The 21,688-nt window shown below is 30.0% G+C and carries 17 protein-coding genes and 2 riboswitches; of the genes, 15 read left to right on the top strand and 2 right to left on the bottom strand.

Annotation, left to right across the window (positions count from 1 at the left end):
• The first annotated feature begins 21 nt into the window (after positions 1-21).
• From murA to fabZ, 6 genes are all read left to right on the top strand, one after another.
• Positions 22-1,275, top strand: coding sequence for a UDP-N-acetylglucosamine 1-carboxyvinyltransferase (gene murA / locus ABCP60_RS13255; RefSeq protein ID WP_092921898.1), 1,254 nt, complete (start codon positions 22-24; stop codon positions 1,273-1,275).
• Positions 1,276-1,348: 73 nt separating this feature from the next.
• Positions 1,349-2,368, top strand: coding sequence for a stage II sporulation protein D (gene spoIID / locus ABCP60_RS13250; protein ID WP_343101862.1), 1,020 nt, complete (start codon positions 1,349-1,351; stop codon positions 2,366-2,368).
• Between the two features lie 254 nt (positions 2,369-2,622).
• On the top strand, positions 2,623-3,282 hold the full coding sequence (locus ABCP60_RS13245) for a M23 family metallopeptidase (RefSeq protein WP_195929260.1): 660 nt from the start codon (positions 2,623-2,625) through the stop codon (positions 3,280-3,282).
• A 96-nt stretch (positions 3,283-3,378) separates the two neighbouring features.
• A complete protein-coding gene (gene spoIIID, locus ABCP60_RS13240; RefSeq protein WP_092921904.1) occupies positions 3,379-3,645 on the top strand; it encodes a sporulation transcriptional regulator SpoIIID in 267 nt (88 codons plus the stop codon).
• A 117-nt stretch (positions 3,646-3,762) separates the two neighbouring features.
• The gene (gene mreB, locus ABCP60_RS13235) at positions 3,763-4,782 is read left to right on the top strand and encodes a rod shape-determining protein MreB (RefSeq protein WP_092921906.1); all 1,020 of its coding nucleotides are present in this window, start codon (positions 3,763-3,765) and stop codon (positions 4,780-4,782) included.
• 16 nt (positions 4,783-4,798) lie between these two features.
• Positions 4,799-5,227, top strand: coding sequence for a 3-hydroxyacyl-ACP dehydratase FabZ (gene fabZ / locus ABCP60_RS13230; protein WP_092921907.1), 429 nt, complete (start codon positions 4,799-4,801; stop codon positions 5,225-5,227).
• Between the two features lie 222 nt (positions 5,228-5,449).
• On the opposite strand, the gene yyaC is transcribed toward fabZ, so the two are convergent.
• The gene (gene yyaC, locus ABCP60_RS13225) at positions 5,450-5,959 is read right to left on the bottom strand and encodes a spore protease YyaC (protein WP_092921909.1); all 510 of its coding nucleotides are present in this window, start codon (positions 5,957-5,959) and stop codon (positions 5,450-5,452) included.
• Positions 5,960-6,172: 213 nt separating this feature from the next.
• A riboswitch (SAM riboswitch) is annotated at positions 6,173-6,278 on the top strand.
• 183 nt (positions 6,279-6,461) lie between these two features.
• On the opposite strand from yyaC, the gene metK reads away from it, so the two are divergent.
• The 9 genes from metK (at position 6,462) to ABCP60_RS13180 (ending at position 20,290) form a co-directional block, all read left to right on the top strand.
• Complete coding sequence (gene metK / locus ABCP60_RS13220) at positions 6,462-7,655, top strand: methionine adenosyltransferase (RefSeq protein WP_092921911.1); 1,194 nt, start codon at positions 6,462-6,464, stop codon at positions 7,653-7,655.
• A gap of 118 nt (positions 7,656-7,773) precedes the next feature.
• The gene (locus tag ABCP60_RS13215) at positions 7,774-9,996 is read left to right on the top strand and encodes an ATP-dependent RecD-like DNA helicase (RefSeq protein WP_343101861.1); all 2,223 of its coding nucleotides are present in this window, start codon (positions 7,774-7,776) and stop codon (positions 9,994-9,996) included.
• Complete coding sequence (locus ABCP60_RS13210; protein ID WP_092921915.1) at positions 9,997-10,767, top strand: ComF family protein; 771 nt, start codon at positions 9,997-9,999, stop codon at positions 10,765-10,767.
• Between the two features lie 607 nt (positions 10,768-11,374).
• A complete protein-coding gene (gene raiA, locus ABCP60_RS13205; RefSeq protein ID WP_092921917.1) occupies positions 11,375-11,923 on the top strand; it encodes a ribosome-associated translation inhibitor RaiA in 549 nt (182 codons plus the stop codon).
• A gap of 198 nt (positions 11,924-12,121) precedes the next feature.
• On the top strand, positions 12,122-14,794 hold the full coding sequence (gene secA, locus ABCP60_RS13200; protein ID WP_092921919.1) for a preprotein translocase subunit SecA: 2,673 nt from the start codon (positions 12,122-12,124) through the stop codon (positions 14,792-14,794).
• A 15-nt stretch (positions 14,795-14,809) separates the two neighbouring features.
• Positions 14,810-15,920, top strand: a protein-coding gene (prfB, locus tag ABCP60_RS13195) for a peptide chain release factor 2 (RefSeq protein ID WP_181949436.1) whose coding sequence is annotated in 2 segments (ribosomal slippage) — positions 14,810-14,884 and positions 14,886-15,920 — 1,110 coding nt in all. Because the reading frame shifts where the segments join, the coding sequence is not laid out codon by codon here.
• Between the two features lie 80 nt (positions 15,921-16,000).
• Positions 16,001-18,139, top strand: a complete 2,139-nt coding sequence (locus ABCP60_RS13190; protein WP_092921923.1) for a Tex family protein — start codon at positions 16,001-16,003, stop codon at positions 18,137-18,139.
• 20 nt (positions 18,140-18,159) lie between these two features.
• Positions 18,160-19,317 (top strand): amidohydrolase, encoded by a 1,158-nt coding sequence (locus tag ABCP60_RS13185; RefSeq protein WP_092921925.1) that lies wholly within the window; start codon positions 18,160-18,162, stop codon positions 19,315-19,317.
• A 122-nt stretch (positions 19,318-19,439) separates the two neighbouring features.
• A riboswitch (FMN riboswitch) is annotated at positions 19,440-19,559 on the top strand.
• A gap of 116 nt (positions 19,560-19,675) precedes the next feature.
• Positions 19,676-20,290 (top strand): ECF transporter S component, encoded by a 615-nt coding sequence (locus ABCP60_RS13180; RefSeq protein WP_176698627.1) that lies wholly within the window; start codon positions 19,676-19,678, stop codon positions 20,288-20,290.
• Between the two features lie 111 nt (positions 20,291-20,401).
• On the opposite strand, the gene ABCP60_RS13175 is transcribed toward ABCP60_RS13180, so the two are convergent.
• Positions 20,402-20,725, bottom strand: coding sequence for a hypothetical protein (locus ABCP60_RS13175; RefSeq protein WP_092921927.1), 324 nt, complete (start codon positions 20,723-20,725; stop codon positions 20,402-20,404).
• Positions 20,726-21,688 lie beyond the last annotated feature (963 nt).

The following is a 21,688-nucleotide window of genomic DNA, read 5'->3' as shown; positions in this document are numbered from 1 at the left end:
TTATGAGGAGAGACAATAAAAATGGGAAAGATAATAGTAAAAAAGAGTAATCCACTTAATGGAAGTGTTAAAATAGACGGAGCTAAAAATGCAGTGTTACCAATAATAGCGGCGACGTTATTAGCAAACGGTAAGTCAACTTTAAAGTGTGTACCTAACTTAAAAGATGTTCATGTTATATCTGATTTATTAAGACACTTAGGAGCAAAAGTAGAATATAAGGATAACACTTTAACAGTAGATGCAAGCAACATAACTACTTGTGAAGCACCATATGAGTTAGTAAGTAAGATGAGAGCATCTTTCTTAGTAATGGGGCCATTACTTGCTAGATTTAACCACACAAAAATATCTATGCCAGGAGGATGCGCTATAGGAACAAGACCTATAGATTTACATTTAAAAGGATTTAAGCATTTAGGAGCAAAAGTAGATATGGATCATGGATTCGTAGAAGCTACAACTGATAAATTAGTGGGTACTAAATTATACTTAGATTTCCCATCAGTAGGAGCTACTGAAAACATAATGATGGCAGCAGCTTTAGCTGAAGGAACAACTATAATAGAAAATGCTGCAGAAGAGCCAGAAATAGTAGATTTAGCTAATTTCTTAAATGAAATGGGAGCTAATGTAAAAGGTGCAGGAACTAACACTATAAAAATAAAAGGTGTTAAAGAATTAAAAGGTGCAGAGCATACAATAATACCTGATAGAATAGAAGCAGCTACTTATATGGTTGCAGCAGCTATGACAAAAGGTGATATAACAATAGAAAATGTAATGATGGAACATTTAAAACCAGTTACAGCTAAATTAATAGAAGCTGGATGTGAAATAATAGAAAAAGATAATACAGTTAGAGTTATAGGACCTGAAGTGTTAAAGCCAATAGATATAAAGACTTTACCTCACCCAGGATTCCCAACAGATGTTCAAGCTCAATTCATGGCTATGCTTACAATAGCTAATGGAACTGGGGTAGTTACAGAAACTGTATTTGAAAATAGATTTATGCATGTTGCCGAATTTAATAGAATGGGAGCAAACATAAAAATAGAAGGAAAGAGCGCAATAGTAAATGGAGTAAACCAATTATATGGTGCTAAAGTTAATGCGACAGATTTAAGAGCTGGTGCAGCACTTATATTATGTGGACTTATAGCAGAAGGAGAAACTCAAATAGGAGAAATATATCACGTACAAAGAGGATATGTTGATATAGATAAGAAAATAACTGCTTTAGGTGGAAACATAGAGATAATAGAAGACTAAAAATAAATAGTAATAAATAAATAGGGTTATTCATATATTTTAAGTACAAGTAATTAACTAAGGAGGAAAATATATGAATAACCCTTTAGTATTTTTAGGAAGTATAGTTGGTTTGTCTATAGCAGTTCCTGTATTTTTAAGTGTAGTATCTTACGATGGGATAGAGGCTATACAAAACGAATCGGCATTAAGCAATCCTAAAAAAAAGATAATCAACTATGAAACAGTTGATAAAGAATCTCCTTTAATAAATATATACAATCATAAAACTAATAAGACTGAGAAGATGGATATAGAAAAATATTTATGTGGAGTTTTAGCAGGAGAGATGCCTGTAGACTTTAATATTGAAGCTCTTAAAGCACAAGCTGTAGCAGCAAGAACTTATGTAATGTATAAAAAAAATCAAGGAAAATCAAATCAGCATAGTAATGCAGTCGTATGTACTGACTATAATCATTGCCAAGAATATAAGAATTATGAAGAATTAAAAGCAAAGAATGGACAAGATTGGATGGACAAATATTACCCTAAAATACAGCAAGCAGTACGAGATACAAAGGGTCAGATAATAACTTATAAGGGAGAACCTATACTTACACTATATTTCTCTACATCATCAGGAAAGACAGAAAACTGTGAAGAAGTATTTGCACAAGCATATCCATATTTGCAATCTGTCGAAAGCCCTTATGATAAACAGTACTCTCCTAAATATACTTCTGAGTTAAAGATAAGCAATAAAGATTTTATAAATGCTATAAATAGTAATTATAAAAATGCAGGTTTAAATCCATCTAACCTAGAGAATCAAATAAAAATTTTAAATAGAAGTGATGGTGGATCTGTAGATAAGATAAAAATTGGGAATAAGGAGATTAGAGGAAGAGAAATTAGAGGTATATTTAAATTAAATTCATCCAATTTTGAATTAAAATTTGGAGAGAATCATATAGATTTTTTAGTAAAAGGATATGGACATGGTGTTGGAATGAGTCAGTGGGGAGCACAAGGTATGGCAGAGGAAGGGTATCGATATTATGAAATACTAAATCATTATTATCAAGAAACAGATATAACAGACTTATATTAATTAGAAGAGCTTTTATCAAGCTCTTTTTTATATTAAGTATAGAACTGTTAATAGTTTGTACAGATAATATAGCAAGAATTTTAAAAGTATAAAAAAGGTATTAAAAAAACGGGAGAAATCTTTGGAAATATGTCAGTTTCATATATATTAATAGATAAAATTCATTTTTAATTAATCCAAAATATGTATAAATTGTATAAAAATATAAATAAAAGATAAGAATACAAATACATAAATATATTTGGAGGTGCTGTATGAAAAAGCTACTAGAAAAAGATGGATTTTATTTGGCATTATTTGTATGCATTAGTTTACTTGCGGTCGGAGGAGTTTGGTTTGTAAAGAATGATGTTAACGACCTAGCATCAAATAATGAAATAGTAAATGATAAAGAAAATAGTAAAAAAGAAGATGAAGTTCATCTAATAGAAAATGAAAATAAAGAAGCTGTGCCAACTTCTACAGAATCAAAGGAAAACTTAGAAACAGCAAAAAATAAAGAGGTTAAAAAAACATCGAAACTTGAATTTGTAGGAGAAAAAGTAATTAGAGAATATTCAGCAAAGGAACCTAGTTACTCAGAAACATTGAACTTATGGGAAGTGCATAAAGGTTTAGACGTAAGTTGTAAAGAAGGACAAAGTATAAAAAGTTTATTATCAGGAAAAGTAACTAACATTTTTAAAGATGATGCTAATGGTATGTCAGTTGAGGTTGAAAGTGAAGGTAAAACAGTAATATATTCTAATTTAAGTGAAGATATTAAAGTTAAAGACGGACAAGCAGTCAAAGAAGGAGATGTAATAGCTTTAGCAGGAAATACATCTGTAGTTGAGAGTGCAGAGGGACCACATATTCATATAGAAGCCTTCAAAGGAAAAGAATCAATAGATCCAATGAGTTTAATAAAATAAAATATAACAGACTTAATCAAATTTGGTTAAGTCTGTTATATTTCTTTTCTTTCTCACATATATATGATTAAGGCTAGTATGTGAGGAGGGAAAGCTTTGAGATCTCATATAGAGGAACGAGCAATCGTTGTGGCTAAATATATACTAGAGAAAAATACAACTGTTCGTCAAACAGCGAAGACATTTGGAGTTAGTAAAAGTACAATACATAAAGATGTAACAGAACGTTTAGAAGAAATAAACCCGTCTCTAGCTAAAGAAGTTAAGATGGTTTTAGAAAAAAATAAATCTGAAAGACACATAAGAGGAGGAATGGCTACAAAGCTTAAATATGAAAAGAGCTCCAAAAAAAATGTAGGTTAAGCCTACATTTTTTTTATTATTCTTGACTAAAGTAGTATTTTTGTATATTTTGTATTATAGGAGTGTTTTAGACAATGAGTCGTTTAGATATAAAATATGCAAAAAGGAGTTGAGAACATGTCTAGAGCGGACATAGGGATAGACTTAGGTACTGCTAATGTTCTTGTATACGTTAGCGGAAAAGGGATTGTATTAGAAGAGCCTTCTGTTGTAGCAATCGATAAAAGAACTAAATCTGTCTTAGCGGTAGGAGAAGAAGCTAGAAGAATGATAGGAAGGACACCTGGTAATATAGTAGCTATAAGACCACTAAGAGATGGTGTAATTTCTGATTATGATGTAACTGAAAAAATGTTAACTTATTTTATAGATAAAGCTGTAGATAAAAAAGGTTTTGGTAGATTTTTTATGCCAAGAATAATGGTATGTGTTCCTACAGGGGTCACAGATGTTGAAAAAAGAGCTGTAGAAGAAGCTACAAGACAATCTGGAGCGAGAGATGTATATATAATAGAAGAACCAATAGCAGCGGCTATAGGAGCAGGAGTAGATATAGCTAAACCTAATGGAAGCATGGTTATAGACATTGGTGGAGGAACAGCAGATATTGCGGTGACATCTCTAGGAGGAGCTGTAGTTAGTGAATCCATAAAAATGGGTGGAGATAGATTTGATGAAGTTATAGTAAGATATATCAGAAAACAATATAACCTTCTTATAGGAGAAAGAACTGCAGAAAAAATCAAAATAGAAGTAGGTTGTGCATATAAAAGAGAAGATGAAAAGAGCATTAAAATAAGTGGACGTAATTTAATTACAGGATTACCAGAATCCATAGTTATAAATTCAACTGAGATGCTAGAAGCTCTTAATGAATGCTCAGAGCAGATAGTTGCATCAACGCTTTCTGTCCTAGAGAAAACACCACCAGAATTAGCAGCAGATATAAGTGATACTGGAATAATAATGACTGGTGGAGGTTCATTGTTATATGGACTAGACAAAAGAATAGAAGATAGAACAGGAATTAAAGTTGTAGTGGCTGATGAACCTTTATCTTGTGTTGCAAAAGGTACAGGAATTGCTTTAAGTTCTTTAGATTTACTTGAAACAGGAGGTACCTTCAAAAGGAGATAATTAGGAGGGTACTTAAATGTTAAATATAGACCAAATAAAAGAATTAATACCACATAGATATCCATTTTTATTAGTAGATAGGATAATAGAATTAGAAGAGGGAAAAAGAGCTAAAGGTATAAAAAATGTAAGTGTAAATGAACTATTTTTCCAAGGTCATTTCCCAGAATACCCGATAATGCCAGGAGTACTTATAATAGAAGCTATGGCTCAAGTAGGGTGTGTAGCTATGATGTCAGTAGATGAGAATAGAGGAAAATTAGGTGTATTTGCAGGTATAGATAAAGTTAGATTTAAAAAAGAAGTAAGACCTGGGGATACATTAACTATGGAAGTTGAAATGACATCTATAAGAAGAAATATTGGAAAAGCTTTGGCAAAAGCTTTTGTTAATGAAGAATTAGTATGTAGTGGAGAGTTAATGTTTGCTCTTGTAGAAAAATAAAAATAAGGCTATTTCCTTAAAGGAAATAGCCTTATTTTTATTTTTCTAAGATTGATATATGATGTAAGTAAATTATTAGATAAAACAATCAAGTAAAATTGTTTTGAAATATGTTATATGTCAAAATTTGTATGCAGAACATTAAAAATAATAAAAAGCAGATAAATAGCCTAACCTATAAAAATTTAAGCTAAAGAACAGGCTATATTAAATATTGATTTGTCATGTAGAAAGAAGTAAAGATAAAGATATAAGTTCGGCAAGTTCTAATATAAAACTAAGTCGAACGTTATTAAAAGAAAATCTATTATTTTCATCTATCTTATCTACAATACCTACAATAGAATAGTTTCCTATTTGAGGTAATTTTTTACCTACCCCCTTGCCAGGAAGAATAGGACCTTCTCTGACTTGGATATTTCCTATATTATTTTTTGCACCCAGACATGCATCAATAGCTAGAAAATTTCCGTTAGGATGAGCCTTTTTTATATGTTCGATAGACTCATATATATTTAAAGCATGAATAGGATTATCTAAGGTTCCGTAGACAGGGAAATTAAAGTCGCTATTTTTAAGCATAGTGCCAACTAAAGGGCCAAGAGCATCACCTATAGCCCGATCTGTTCCTATACAGACCACAACTGTATTATCATTTATTATGTCTCTAAGTACAGAACAAAGGATTTCAACAACATTTTCTTTATTATAATTGACCTTGGCCAGATACATAGGAACACCCCCTTCACAAGAATATATGAAATATAGGATAAAAAAAGACCTATATAGATTTATAAGATATAATATGAAAAAATTATTAAATAGGATACAAGATAGTTTGAATAGACAAGCAAAAAATTATTGCATAAAAGATTGACAGTATATAAAAAAGGTAGTAACATATAAGTTAGTGATACAAAATAATAACTTAATAAATTCTTGATTACCTTATCAAGAGCGGCGGAGGGACAGGCCCTGTGAAGCCCAGCAACCACCCATTAGGGAAAAGGTGCTAAATCCTACAAGACTTTATAGTTTTGAGAGATGAGGTTAGTTAATTAGCATATACGAAATAATTAACCTCTTCTTAATAAGAAGAGGTTTTTTTATTAGATAAATAATTACTAAACTCCTAGCTCTTAAGATTTAATTAGGTTGTATTTTAGTGAAAATCATTATAAATGATTAGAAATCAAATCTAAATAAAATGAATTATATTAAGGAGGAGATACAAATGGCAAGACATTTATTTACGTCGGAATCAGTAACTGAAGGGCATCCAGATAAAATCTGTGACCAAATATCAGATTCTATACTAGATGCATTATTAGAGAAAGATCCACATGCAAGGGTAGCTTGTGAAACAACAACTACAACAGGATTAGTATTAGTAGCAGGAGAAATAAGTACTAATACATATGTAGACATTCCTAAATTAGTAAGAGAAACAGTAAGAGAAATAGGGTATGACAGAGCTAAATATGGATTTGACTGTGATACTTGTGCAGTAATAACTGCAATAGATGAACAATCAGGCGATATAGCTATGGGTGTTGATGAAGCCTTAGAAAATAGAGAAGGTGAAAATGCTGAAGATGAAATAGAAAAGGTTGGAGCAGGAGACCAAGGTATAATGTTTGGTTTCGCTTGTAATGAAACAGAAGAGTTAATGCCACTTCCAATATCTTTAGCTCATAAGCTATCTAGAAGATTAACAGAAGTTAGAAAAAATAAAACTTTAGAGTACTTAAGACCGGATGGAAAGACTCAAGTTACAATAGAATACGATGGAAATACTCCTGTTAGAGTTCATACTATACTTATATCAACTCAACATGGAGAAGAAGTTACTAACGAAACAATAAGAAAAGATTTAATAGAGCATGTTATTAAAGCTGTTATACCAGCAGATTTAATGGATGAAGAAACTATAATATACATCAACCCAACAGGAAGATTCGTTATAGGAGGACCACAAGGAGATACAGGTCTTACAGGAAGAAAAATAATAATAGATACTTACGGAGGATACTCAAGACATGGTGGAGGAGCATTCTCAGGAAAAGATCCAACAAAGGTTGATAGATCAGCAGCTTATGCAGCAAGATATGTAGCTAAAAATATAGTAGCAGCAGGACTAGCAGATAAATGTGAAATAGAGTTAGCTTATGCAATAGGTGTTGCTAGACCATTATCAGTATTTATAGATACTTTTGGAACTGGAAAAGTTGAAGAATCTAAATTAGTAGAATTAGTAAATAAACACTTCGATTTAAGACCAGGAGCAATAATAAGAGACTTAGACTTAAGAAGACCTATATACAAGCAAGTAGCAGCTTATGGTCATTTTGGTAGAACAGATATAGATTTACCATGGGAAAGAACTGATAAAGCAGAGCTATTAAGAAAAGAAGCATTAGGACAATAATTTAAAATAACTATAGATAATTCACCCCATTTAAAGGGGTGAATTTTTTTGGTATAAAAGGTATAATAAATACAACTTAAGTGAACGATAGAAATATTATGGGTTGTAGGAGATGAATATGGAAAGATTAGAAGGAATGATAAGTGATATAGTATTTAAAAATGAGGATAATGGGTACACTATAGCCCACTTGGCTAACTCAGATAATGAAGTAGTCATAGTTGGTTGTATGCCTACTTTATCGGTGGGGGAAAGCATAGAAGTTGAAGGAAAATGGACAAATCATAAAACTTATGGAACTCAGTTTGAAGTAAATAAATTTATGCCAGTAACACCAACATCTCTGGAGGGGATATATGTATACTTATCTTCTGGTATGATACATGGAATCGGAGAAAAAATGGCAAAAAAAATAGTGGATAAGTTTGGAGTAAGTACATTAGATATAATTCAAAATAATCCTCATAGGCTGAGTGAAGTGGATGGTATAGGTCAAAAGAAAATAGATCAGATAGTAAAAAGCTATGAAGAAAATAGAGAGCTTAGAAATATAATAATAGAACTTTCTCCATATGGAATAACTCCTAACTACTGTATGAAGATATATAAAAAGTATAAAAACAAAGCTATTGAAGTTATAAACAAGAATCCATATAAATTAGCGGAAGATATAAGAGGTGTTGGATTCAAAATAGCAGATAATATAGCTAGTAAAATAGGAATTGAAAAAAATTCAAAAGATAGAGTCTCTCAAGGGATACTCTATACTCTAAACCAATCATTAGGGAATGGTCATACATACCTACCAGAAAATATCCTTATACAAGAAGCTATTAAATTATTAGATGTAAAAGGAGAGCTTGTAAAAGAGTGTATACTAGAACTTGCATATGATCAAAAAATACATATAGAGAAAAAAGATAATCAACATCTAATATATTTAATACCATACTATTTATCGGAAAATGGAGTATGTAAACAAATAATAAAATTATCTCAGCATGAATTTAAAGATTTAAATATAGATATAGAAGAAGAGATAAGAGTAGTAGAAAAAGAAGAAGGTATAAAGCTTGCTAACAATCAAATGTTAGCTGTAAAAGAAGCAATAGAAGGTGGAGTAGTAATAATAACTGGTGGTCCGGGAACAGGAAAAACCACTACTATAAACACCATAATAAAAATATTTGAAAATAATAATCAAGAAGTTGTATTAGCTGCCCCAACAGGAAGAGCAGCAAAGAGGATGAGTGAAACTTCAAGTAAAGAGGCTAAGACTATACATAGATTGCTAGAAATGGGATATGCAACAGATAGTGATGAACTTCAATTTATGAAAAATGAAGAAGAGCCAATAAAAGCCGAGGTAATAATAATAGATGAGGTTTCTATGGTTGATATTTTACTAATGTACTCTTTACTAAGGGCAATTAAACCTGGAACAAGGGTTATATTAGTTGGTGATAGTGACCAATTACCATCAGTAGGTGCAGGAAATGTACTTAAAGATATGATAGATTCTTGCGTTATAAAAGTAGTTAGATTAACTGAGATATTTAGGCAAGCTCAAGAAAGTATGATAGTAGTTAATGCCCATAAAATAAATAATGGACAGCCATTACATTTAAACTCCAAAGGAAAAGACTTCTTTTTTATAAGAAAAAATACCAATGAAGAGATAATAAATGAAATAATAGGTTTAGTAAGTGAGAGATTACCTAAATTTTATAATGTAGATAAATTAAAAGATATACAAGTTTTATCTTCTATGAGAAAAGGAGATTTAGGAGTTACAAATCTAAATATAGAACTTCAAAAGCATCTTAATAAACCAGAAAAGTATAAGGTAGAAGAAAATTTCCAACGAAGGATTTTTAGAGTTGGCGATAAAGTCATGCAAATAAAAAATAATTATACTAGAAAATGGGAGAATGAGTATAAAACTGATAGTGGAGAAGGTATATACAATGGTGATATTGGATATGTATATCATATAGATAAAGATAAAAGGATAGTATACGTTATATTTGATCAAGTCAAAATTGTATCATATACCTATGATGAGCTAGATGAGTTAGATCATAGTTATTGTACTACTATTCATAAAAGTCAAGGAAGTGAGTTTCCAGTAGTTGTAATACCTATAACCTGGGCTCCACCAATGCTTTTAAGTAGAAATTTATTATATACAGCAGTAACTAGAGCAAAAAAACTAGTTGTACTAGTAGGAGATGTAAAGTATTTAGAATACATGATAAAGAACAATAGAATTAATAATAGACATTCAAATTTATCCTATAAGCTAAATAAATTTAAGGAAGAAGGTTTGTTAATTAAATAGATGTATAATTTCTTAATACATAAACAAAAACTAATAAGAGAAATATTTCATACAAGTTTAGAATTATTGTATCCAGATAATATATCTTGTATAATTTGCAACAATCCTATAAAAACTACAAATACATATTCATTATGTACATCTTGCTTTAAGGAATTACATTTTATATTAGATGGATGCCTAAAATGTGGAAAACCAACTATCAATGATTCTTTAGGAGAAATAGATACTTACAATTGTAGATATTGTAAATGTAAATCTTTTTATTTTGATAGAGCTATATCATGTATAGAATATAGTGAATTTAGCAAAAAAGTAGTTTTTGGATTAAAGTATAATAGTAAGACATATATGAGTAGATATATAGCGACTATAATGAAAGAAAGGATAGACCTAGAGCCTTTAGAATTTGATTATATTTTGTTTGTTCCACTTCATAAAAAAAGACAAAGAAAAAGAGGTTTTAATCAATCAGAGAAAATAGCTAAGTACTTAGGTGAGATATTAGGTAAAGATGTTTTAGATATAATTGTAAGAACTGAAAATACAAAAAGACTTTACAAATTGAATAAAGAAGAGAGGAAGAAAGAATTAAAGAATGTATTTGAATTAAAGGAAGAATCATTCAAATTAAAAAATAAGAATATTTTATTAGTGGATGATATTTTTACAACAGGGTCAACAGTAAATGAAATATCAAAAATATTAAAGTTAAATAATGTAAATAGGGTTACAGTGATAACATTTTTAACTAGAACCATTGATACCTAAAATTACTATTGACATTAAGTTACTAAAATATTAAAATGGATAAGTAATATTTAGGTCTGTGGTTGAAAGTCCAAGCCAGTCGCAGGCAAAGGGATCCACGTAAGTTAACACTAAAAATTGGGTTAATGATCATGGTGCGGCTTAGAAGTAAGACCTACCGATATAAAATCGAGAGAGCTAGTAGTGCGGCAAACCCAAGCGAACCCTCCAGTAGGCGAGTGTGGGGTCAAAAACCAGGTCAGCTAAATATTCAAAAGTACCTTCAGAGGTGCTTTTTTTTTACAAAAATTTAAATTACGACAATAATTCACAAATTAATCACAACTATTATTGATATATGTGGATAGTTGAAGAATTATGAATAGCTAGAAATACAGTATTTAAGAGTTATTAACAAATTTATCCACATTATCCACAAAGGTAATAAAAACATTAATCCACATGATAATAGTAAATATTAATAAATAAAATAATATAACTTTATTTGAATATAATAAATTATAAAAGTAAACAATAAAAATAAAGGATTGTATAAGTCGATATAGAATATATTATGTAAGTATAAAATATAAGTTTTATACCGTTATAACCGAAGGGAGATGTTCTTATGAATATAATTATATCTGGAAAACAAATAGAACTAACAGATGGAATAAAGTCATCGATAGAAGAAAAAATAGGTAAGTTAGATTATTATCTTCATCCATCAACAGAGGCTAAAGTAACTGTTAGTGCTAAAAAAGCTAGACACAAAATAGAAGTAACAATAATCCCTATAAGTGGACCAATAATAAGAGCAGAAGATATAGAAGAAAATTTATATGCTGCTATAGATGTTGTATACGATAAATTAAATACGCAATTAAGAAAATATAAAAAAAGATTGCAGGATAGACACCATGTAAATGAGAGTATAAGATATCAAACAGATGATTTATTAGAGGATAGTGATTATTCTGAGGATGAAGAAAATATAGACATAGTTATAGAAAGACATAAGAAATTTGATATGAAGCCTATGAGTGCAGAAGAAGCTGTTTTACAAATGGATCTTATAGGACATGATTTCTATATGTTCAGAAATGTTGATACTGATGATATTTCTATAGTTTATAGACGTAGAAATGGTGGATATGGGATGATAGAACATGAGTAATCTGTATTAATGTATTTATATATTAAAAATAATGCCACTAATTAAAGACATATAAAATCTTTGTTAGTGGCATTTATTTTGTTTGTAGATATTAAGCGAGATCAAGTAAATACATGGTAAATATAACAATATAAAATCTATTGTTTTTATGGTAAAATGTATAATAGTACAATAAATGAGCGAGGAGAGATGCTAAACATGGGTTTTTTAGATAATTTATTCAATATGGCAGATAAAAGAGAACTAAAAAAATTCAATAAGATAGTTGATGAAATAGACTCTTTAGAATCAAAGTTCGAGCCTATGACAGATAAAGAACTTAAGAATATGACTAATATATTCAGAGAAAGACTAGATGGTGGAGAAAGTATAGATAGTATTTTACCAGAAGCATTTGCTGTAGTTAGAGAAGCATCTAAAAGAGTACTAGGTATGAGACACTATAGAGTACAGCTTATAGGTGGGATAGTGCTACATCAAGGTAGAATAGCAGAGATGAAAACAGGGGAAGGTAAAACATTGGTTGCAACAGCTCCAGTATACCTAAACGCTCTTACAGGAAAAGGGGTACATGTAGTAACTGTAAATGATTACTTAGCAAAACGTGATAAAGAGCAAATGGGAAAAGTATATGAGTTTTTAGGAATGACTGTAGGTGTAATAGTTCACGGTCAAACTCCAGAAGTTAGAAGAGAACAATATCAATGTGACATAACTTATGGAACAAATAATGAGTATGGGTTTGATTACTTAAAAGATAATATGGTAATACATAAAGAACAAATGGTTCAAAGAGAATTAAACTATGCTATAGTGGATGAGGTCGATTCAATACTTGTCGATGAAGCAAGAACTCCTCTTATCATATCAGGACCTGGAGATAAATCTACTCACTTATATTCGGATGCAAATACATTTGTATTAACACTAAAGCCAGATGACTATGAGATAGAAGAAAAACAAAAAGCGGTATCTTTAACAGAATCAGGTATACAAAAATCAGAAATTTACTTTAATGTTGATAATATAACTGATGTAGCTCATATAGAGTTATATCATCATATAAACCAAGCATTAAAAGCGCACGTTATAATGAAGCGTGATGTTGACTATGTATCTAAAGATGGAGAAATAGTTATAGTTGATGAATTTACAGGAAGACTTATGTTTGGTAGAAGATACTCTGAAGGATTACACCAAGCTATAGAAGCTAAAGAAGGTTTAAGAATACAAAGGGAATCAAAAACATTAGCTACTGTAACATTCCAAAATTACTTCAGAATGTACAACAAGTTATCAGGTATGACAGGTACAGCTAAAACTGAAGAAGAAGAATTTAAAGCAATATATAAAATGGATGTTGTTCAAATACCTACAAATAAAGGGATACAAAGAGAAGATTTACCAGACTCTGTATATAAAAATATGAAAGGTAAATTTAATGCAGTTGCTGAGGATATAATAGAAAGACATAAAACAAAGCAACCTATACTAGTAGGTACAGTTTCAATAGAAACTTCAGAATTATTATCTCATCTATTAAAAAGAAGAGGAATAAAGCATGAAGTATTAAATGCAAAATACCATGAAAAAGAAGCAGAAATAATATCACAAGCTGGTAGATTAGGAGCAGTAACAATAGCAACTAACATGGCAGGTCGTGGTACGGATATAGTTCTAGGAGGTAACCCTACTTTCTTAACTAAAAAAGAAATGAAGAAAATGGGATACGAAGAAGACATTATAAATAAAGTAGATTCATCATTAGAGGGAATAGAAAAAGAAGGAAATGAAGACTTATTTGCAGCTAGAGAAGAATACGTAAAATTATATGCAAAATATAAAGCGCAAACTCAAGCAGAGCAAGAAGAAGTTTTAAAAGCTGGTGGTTTAGCTATCATAGGTACAGAAAGACATGAATCTAGAAGAATAGATAATCAGTTAAGAGGACGTGCTGGTCGTCAAGGGGACCCAGGTAGTTCAAGATTCTATATATCTTTAGAAGATGACCTTATGAGATTATTCGGAAGTGAGAGAATAACTTCTGTTGTCGAAAAAATAGGTCTTGAAGAAGATATGCCTATAGAGCATAAGATGTTAACTAAATCAATAGAAAGTGCTCAAAAGAAAGTTGAAGGTAGAAACTTTGGTATAAGAAAACATGTACTTCAATATGATGATGTTATGAATAAGCAAAGAGAAATAATCTACGCTGAGAGAAGACGTGTATTAGAGGGTGAAAACTTACAAGAACAAATACAAGGCATGATTTTATCTATAATAGAAGACACAGTAGCTGCATATACTTTAGAAAATGGATTTAATTTCGTTGGATTTAGGGATTACTTATATCATGTATTCCTACCAAAAGGAAGTATAGAAATACCAGATGTGGAAAAACTTAATACTACTCAAATAGTAGAAGAGGTTTATAACATAGCAATGAAGATATATCAAGGTAAAGAGGAAAGAATAGGATCTGAAAGAATGAGAGAAGTTGAAAGAGTAGTATTACTTCAATCAGTAGATAACCATTGGATAGATCACATAGATGCAATGGATCAATTGCGTCAAGGTATAGGTCTTCGTGCAATAGGTCAACAAGATCCAGTAGTTGCATACAAAATGGAAGGATTTGATATGTTTGATGAAATGACTAAGCATATCAAAGAAGATACTGTAAGATACCTATTTAATATAACTATAGAAGAGCCTGTAGAAAGAAAACAGGTTATAGATGTTAATCACTTATCATCAAATACTGATGAAGAATCATCAAACAAAACTGTTAGAAAAGAAGAAACAGTAGGAAGAAATGATGATTGCCCCTGTGGGAGTGGAAAGAAATACAAAAAATGTTGTGGTAGATAATTTCGGAGGACAGAAATGTTAAAATTACAAGACTATAGAAATAGCATAGAGTCAATGTCTTCAAATCTAGATGAAATGAGGGTTTCTCTTTGACATTGCTGGTGCACTAGCTAAAATAGAAGAAAACGAGAAAAAAATGAACGAGCAAGATTTTTGGAACAACAATGAACTTGCTCAGAAGGTTCTTCAAGAAAATAAGGTTTTAAAAGAAACCGTAGGAGAATTTAACACTTTAAAAGATTCATTAGAAGAAATCGAAGTTTTAATAGAATTAGGACTAGAAGAAAATGATGAATCTATAGAAAAAGAAATAGAAGAGTCTATATCGAACCTTGAAAAAGAAATAGATACTCTTAAAATTAAAACATTACTTAGCGGAGAATATGATAAAAATAATGCAATTTTATCTATAAATGCAGGAACTGGTGGTTTAGATGCTCAAGATTGGGCACAAATGCTACTAAGAATGTATATTAGATGGGGAGAAGGTAAGGATTATAAGGTTAAAGTCTTAGATATGCTATCAGACCCAGCAGCAGGTATAAAAAGTGCAACACTTCTAATAGAAGGAATGAATGCATATGGATACCTAAAGAGTGAAAAGGGAGTTCATCGTATAGTAAGAATATCTCCTTTCGATCCATCAGGAAAGAGACATACTTCATTTGCATCAATAGATGTGCTACCAGAGTTAGATGAAAGTATAAATATAGATATTAACCAAGCTGATTTGAAAATAGACACATATAGAGCCTCTGGAGCAGGAGGACAGCATGTAAATACTACAGATTCAGCTGTAAGAATAACACATATTCCTACAGGGGTAGTAGTTCAGTGTCAAAACGAAAGATCTCAGCATAAAAATAAAGATACCGCAATGAGAATGCTTATGGCAAAGCTTATAGAACTTAAGGAGTTAGAGCAAAAAGAAAAGATAGAAGACATTCAAGGTAAATATTCTCAAATAACTTGGGGAAGTCAAATCAGGTCATATGTATTCCAACCATACAAGTTAGTTAAAGATCATAGAACTAATGCAGAAGTAGGTAATGTAGATAGTGTAATGGATGGAAATATAGATTTATTTATAAATGAATATTTAAAAATGAATAAATCTAGTAAATAGTAAAATAAGGGCTTGAGAATTTTATTCTCGAGCCCTATTTTGAGGCTACATATAAATTTCTACGAAAGAAGAGGACAAATATGAAAATAAATGAAATCTTAAAAAAAGAGTTTAACCTTAGAGATGAACAAATAAAAAATACTATCAAGCTTATAGACGAAGGCAATACAATTCCTTTCATAGCTAGATATAGAAAAGAAATGACTGGCGAAATGAGCGATGTTGTATTAAGAGCTTTTCATGATAAGCTAGTATATTTAAGAAATTTAGAAAGTAGAAAAGAAGATGTCATAAGAATCATAGAAGAGCAAGGAAAACTTACTGAAGAATTACAGAAAAACATAGCAAAAGCAAATACACTTCAGGAAGTAGAAGATATTTATGCTCCATTTAAACAAAAGAAAAGAACAAGAGCGACTATAGCAAAAGAAAAAGGATTAGAAAATTTTGCTTTAGCTATACTAAATGGAGAAGTAGAAGATATAAGTATAGAAGCTAAAAAATACATTAATACGGAAAAAGACGTAAATAGTGAAGATGATGCTATAAAAGGTGCAAAAGATATAATTGCCGAGGTAGTTTCAGAAGATGCTAAGATAAGAAAATATATAAGAGAATTAGCATTAAGAGAAGGTATGATTAGTACAAAAAATTCTAAAGATGAAAAATCAGTTTATGATATGTACTACGACTACAATGAAGCAGTAAAGACAATGGCTCCTCACAGAGTACTAGCAGTAAATAGAGGGGAAAAGGAAGGATTCTTAAAAGTTAAATTAGAAATAAACAATGATAAAGTAATAAATCATATAGTAAGTGAATATGTAAAAGAAAAGAATAAATCAAAAGAAGAAATAATATCATCTATAGAGGATGCTTATAAGAGATTAATATTCCCATCTATAGAAAGAGAAATAAGAAATCAACTAACAGAAAATGCACAAGAGAGAGCAATAAGTGTATTTGGTAAAAATATAAAAAGTTTATTATTACAACCACCTGTTAAAGATAAGGTAGTCATGGGATTTGACCCAGCATTTAGGACAGGATGTAAAATAGCTGTTGTAGATAAAAATGGTAAATTATTAGATTTTACAACTGTTTATCCTACACAGCCACAAAACAAAGTAGAAGAAGCTAAAAAAGAGTTAAAAGAATTAATAAGAAAATATTCCATAGATATAATATCTATAGGAAATGGAACAGCATCAAGAGAATCAGAAAAAATAGTATCAGATATGATTAAAGAGATGGATGAAGAAGTTCAATACATAATAGTAAACGAAGCAGGAGCATCTGTATATTCTGCATCAGAACTTGCAAATGAAGAACATCCAGACATAAACGTATCTATAAGAGGTGCTATATCAATAGCTAGAAGATTACAAGACCCATTAGCAGAGCTTGTAAAAATAGACCCTAAGAGTATAGGTGTAGGTCAATACCAACATGACCTTAATCAAAAAAGATTAGAGCAGGTTCTAGGCGGAGTTGTTGAAGATTCAGTTAATAGTGTTGGAGTAGATTTAAATACTGCATCATATTCTTTATTAGAGCACATTGCTGGTATAAGCCATAGTATAGCTAAAAATATAGTAGCATATAGAGAAGAAAATGGAGATTTCACATCTAGAGCACAACTTAAAAAAGTAAAAAGACTAGGTCCTCAAGCTTTCACTCAATGTGCAGGTTTTATGAGAATATTAGATGCTAAGAATCCTTTAGATAATACTTCAGTTCACCCAGAAAGTTATAAGATTTGTGAAAGTATGTTAAAATTATTAGGATACTCAATGGATGACTTAAGAAATAAAAATATAGAAGGTATAGATGCTAAAGTTGAACAAATAGGGCTTAAAAAATTAAGTGAAGAGTTAGAAGTTGGAGAATTAACATTAAAAGACATTATATCTGAAATTAAAAAGCCAGGTAGGGACCCTAGAGAAGACGGCATGAAACCTGTACTTAGAACAGATGTCTTAAAAATAGAAGATATTAAAGAAGGAATGGTATTAAAAGGAACAGTTAGAAACGTAGTAGACTTTGGCGCATTTGTTGATATAGGTATAAAAAATGACGGATTAGTTCACAAATCTCAAATGAGTAAAAGTTTTGTAAAGGATCCTATGGACATAGTTACAGTAGGAGATATCATAGATGTAAAAGTTATAGGAGTAGATATGGATAAACAAAGAGTAGCTTTATCTATGAACATATAAACTATATTAGGAGGGAAGATATGCTTCTTATAAAAAATGGTGTAATAAACACTATAACAAATGGAATAATTGAAGGAGATATCCTTATAGAAAATGGAAAAATAAAAGAAATAGGAAGTAATATAACTTCTCAAGAGGATATAAAAATAATAGATGTAGAAGGAAAATTTGTATTTCCAGGATTTATAGATGCACATACGCATCTAGGATTATGGGAAGATGGAATGGGATTTGAGGGTGCTGATGGAAATGAAGAAACAGACCCTATAACACCACACTTAAATCCAATAGACGGTATAAATCCAATGGATAATACATTTACAGAAGCAGTCCAAGGTGGTATAACATCAGTATGTACGACACCTGGAAGTGCTAATGTGATGGGTGGAGAATGTATAGCTATAAAAACTTATGGAAAAAGAATAGATAAAATGGTTCTAAAAAATCCAGTAGCGTCAAAAATTGCATTTGGAGAAAATCCGAAGAGTTGTTATGGTAGAGATGAAAAAATGCCTCAAACTAGAATGGCTATAGCTGCACTTTTAAGAGAACATTTAAAAAAAGCTGAAGAATATTTAGAAGAAATAGAGTTATACGAAGAACATGAAGATCATGATAAACCAGAATATGATATGAAAATGGAATGTATGATACCTATATTAAAGGGTGAAATACCATTTAAAGTTCATGCACATAGAGCAGATGATATATTCACAGCTATAAGAATAGCTAAAGAATTTGATATAAAGTTAACTCTAGATCATTGTACAGAAGGACATCTTATAGCAGATGAATTAGCTGAAGAAGGATATCCTGTTGTAGTAGGACCATCATTATCAGAAAGATCTAAAATAGAGCTTAGAAATCTGACTTTTGATACAGCAGGAATACTTGCAAAAGAAGGACTTCAAGTTTCATTAACAACAGATCATCCTGTAATACCAGTACAGTACTTGCCAATATGCTCTGGAATAGCAGTAAAACATGGTATGGAAAAAGAAAAAGCATTAGAAGCTATAACTATAAATCCAGCCAAAACTTTAGGAGTAGATGATAGGGTGGGATCTTTAGAAGTTGGAAAAGATGCAGATATAGTTGTATGGGACGGTTGCCCTCTAGAAATACAAAGTAATGTACTAATGACTATTATAGATGGAAAAATAGTTTATAGAAGATAGTTATGGGTATAATAATATTGTAATTGAAATAAAACTATACCCCAAAATTATATCTAATAACCAGTTGACTTTGAATAAACTATTTAATATTATTAAAGTATACGGAAAATTAAATAGTTTCTGAAGATCTTCGGGGCAGGGTGAAATTCCCTACCGGCGGTTATAGCCCGCGAGCTACAATAGTAGCATGATTTGGTGAAATTCCAAAGCCGACAGTAAAGTCTGGATGAGAGAAGATATTTATGGAAATATCTATATATAAGGACATATTTATAGTTTTTTGCTATATCCATAAAGGCTCGAAGGTAAGATCTTCGAGCTTTTTATTTTTCCTAATAAAAATTAGGAGGTAAAAATTATGCAACAAACACTTAAAAGTAATAGGATGTTTTCTACATCTACATTAGTAAAGGTAGGGATATTATCGGCTATCGGATATATACTTATGTTCATATCAGTCCCGATACCATTACTGTTTCCAGATTTTTTAAAAATAGATGTATCGGATTTACCAGCACTTTTAGGAGGAATAACTTTAGGACCTGCTGCTGGTGTTATGATAGCTTTCTTAAAGAACTTGCTACAATTTATAACAGGAATGTCTACTACAGGCGGAGTAGGAGAGCTAGCAAACTTTATAATAGGCGGGTCATTTGTATGGACGGTATCATATATATACAGTAAAAAAAGAGAAACGAAAGGTCTTATAATTGGTCTTTTATTAGGAATTATAGTAATGACAATAGTAGGATGTTTATCTAATTATTTTATAATGTTACCATTTTATAGTACCATAATGCCAATTGAGGCAGTTATAGAAATGGGAGCGGCTATAAATCCAGCAATAGTAAATAAATTAAGCTTTGTTATATGGATAATAGCACCATTTAACATATTAAAAGCAACGATAATGTCTTTACTAACATTACCAATGTATAAAAAAACTGAAAAAGTTTTAAATAGAATGAAATAAAAATAAAGCTATCTCTTAGAAGGGATAGCTTTATTTTTATAAATTTTATATATGATGATAAATTTAAAAAGTTATATAAAATAATAAATATGTTGGCAAGTTAAATTTTAACTAAAAATACTCCCAATATACAATTATACTTAAAATAGCAGCAATTATAGTATATAGCACAGAAACTATAAAAGGAGTATTTATATAAAATCTTAAAAAATGTGTATTTCTACGAGATTTACTTTCTAATAAGTGCTTAATTGGTAGGTCAGTTTTGGAAGTAAAAAATCCACCTTCGCTAGAGAAATAAAAAATAATCATTGATATTAATAAACCTGTTAAAAATGACATTTCTATAAATGATGTATTAAATAATTTAGAGATTAAAAAATTAGTAGTAATCAATACGATAAGAGATAATAAAGAGTATATCCAGTTTTTCATATAATACCTCCCAAAATTAAAACTTACTATACTAGTACGAGGTACTTGGGAAAGATATTCTCCTCATATTTTCACCATATAATTATTTTTGAGTCACATGTACATATAAGTATATTTTGATATTATTTATAACTAATTTATATGTAATATTTCATTAATTGTTACATATTTTTAATACGAATTTTTCTATAGATTAGCAACATCTGAATTAGTATTTAATGATGTTATATATTGAGCGAATTTTTTGCTTTATAAATTATATTCTCCATAGCAACTCTAAATTCTGCGTATTCAATCATTGATAAATATTTTTGCTATTACTTCTATGTATAATTTCATCTTTTTTAAAATTTCAAATTTGATTTTTCCATCGTCTTTTAGATGATTATTTAAAAATTTATAAATATAATTTTCTGAAAGCACATTAATTGATGCAATACCAAAGTTCGCAGTTAAATAAGAAAACACTCTATATTTTTTTTGAGTATCTAAAAAATATTTAAATTCATTAGATGTTAATGAGTTATTTAAAATAGCTTGCCCATCACTTCTATCAATAAAACCCTTATTAGAGGATATTATTAGTGTTTAATCCGATTTAATCAGAGTATAATTTAGCACAATCATATACTCTGCCAGTAGTGATAGCAACATAAATACCTTTAGTAAAAGCATTTTTAATAGCAGTTTTATTTTTTTAGAAATAGTTTATTGATTTATTAGAAGAGCATCATATATATCTATAGATATTAATTTTATATTCATATTAAATTTTTTTAGGTTTATTATAATGTATGCAAAAAAATAGGTTAAATTGAAAAAATCTATAATTATTAAAGGAAAAATTTATTATATCTAATAAAGCGTATGATATAAATAATCATTAAAATAATGTACAAGTATATAGAACTTTAGTAAATTTCTAAATATAAAGAAATAAACGTTTTCTGATTTTGTTTTTTT

This window comes from Romboutsia sp. MSSM.1001216sp_RTP31141st1_G3_RTP31141_220114, from assembly GCF_039031195.1.
Lineage (GTDB): Bacteria > Bacillota > Clostridia > Peptostreptococcales > Peptostreptococcaceae > Romboutsia_C > Romboutsia_C hominis.
Note: the sequence above shows the minus strand (reverse complement) of the source record. Positions and strands in the feature narration are given on the sequence as shown.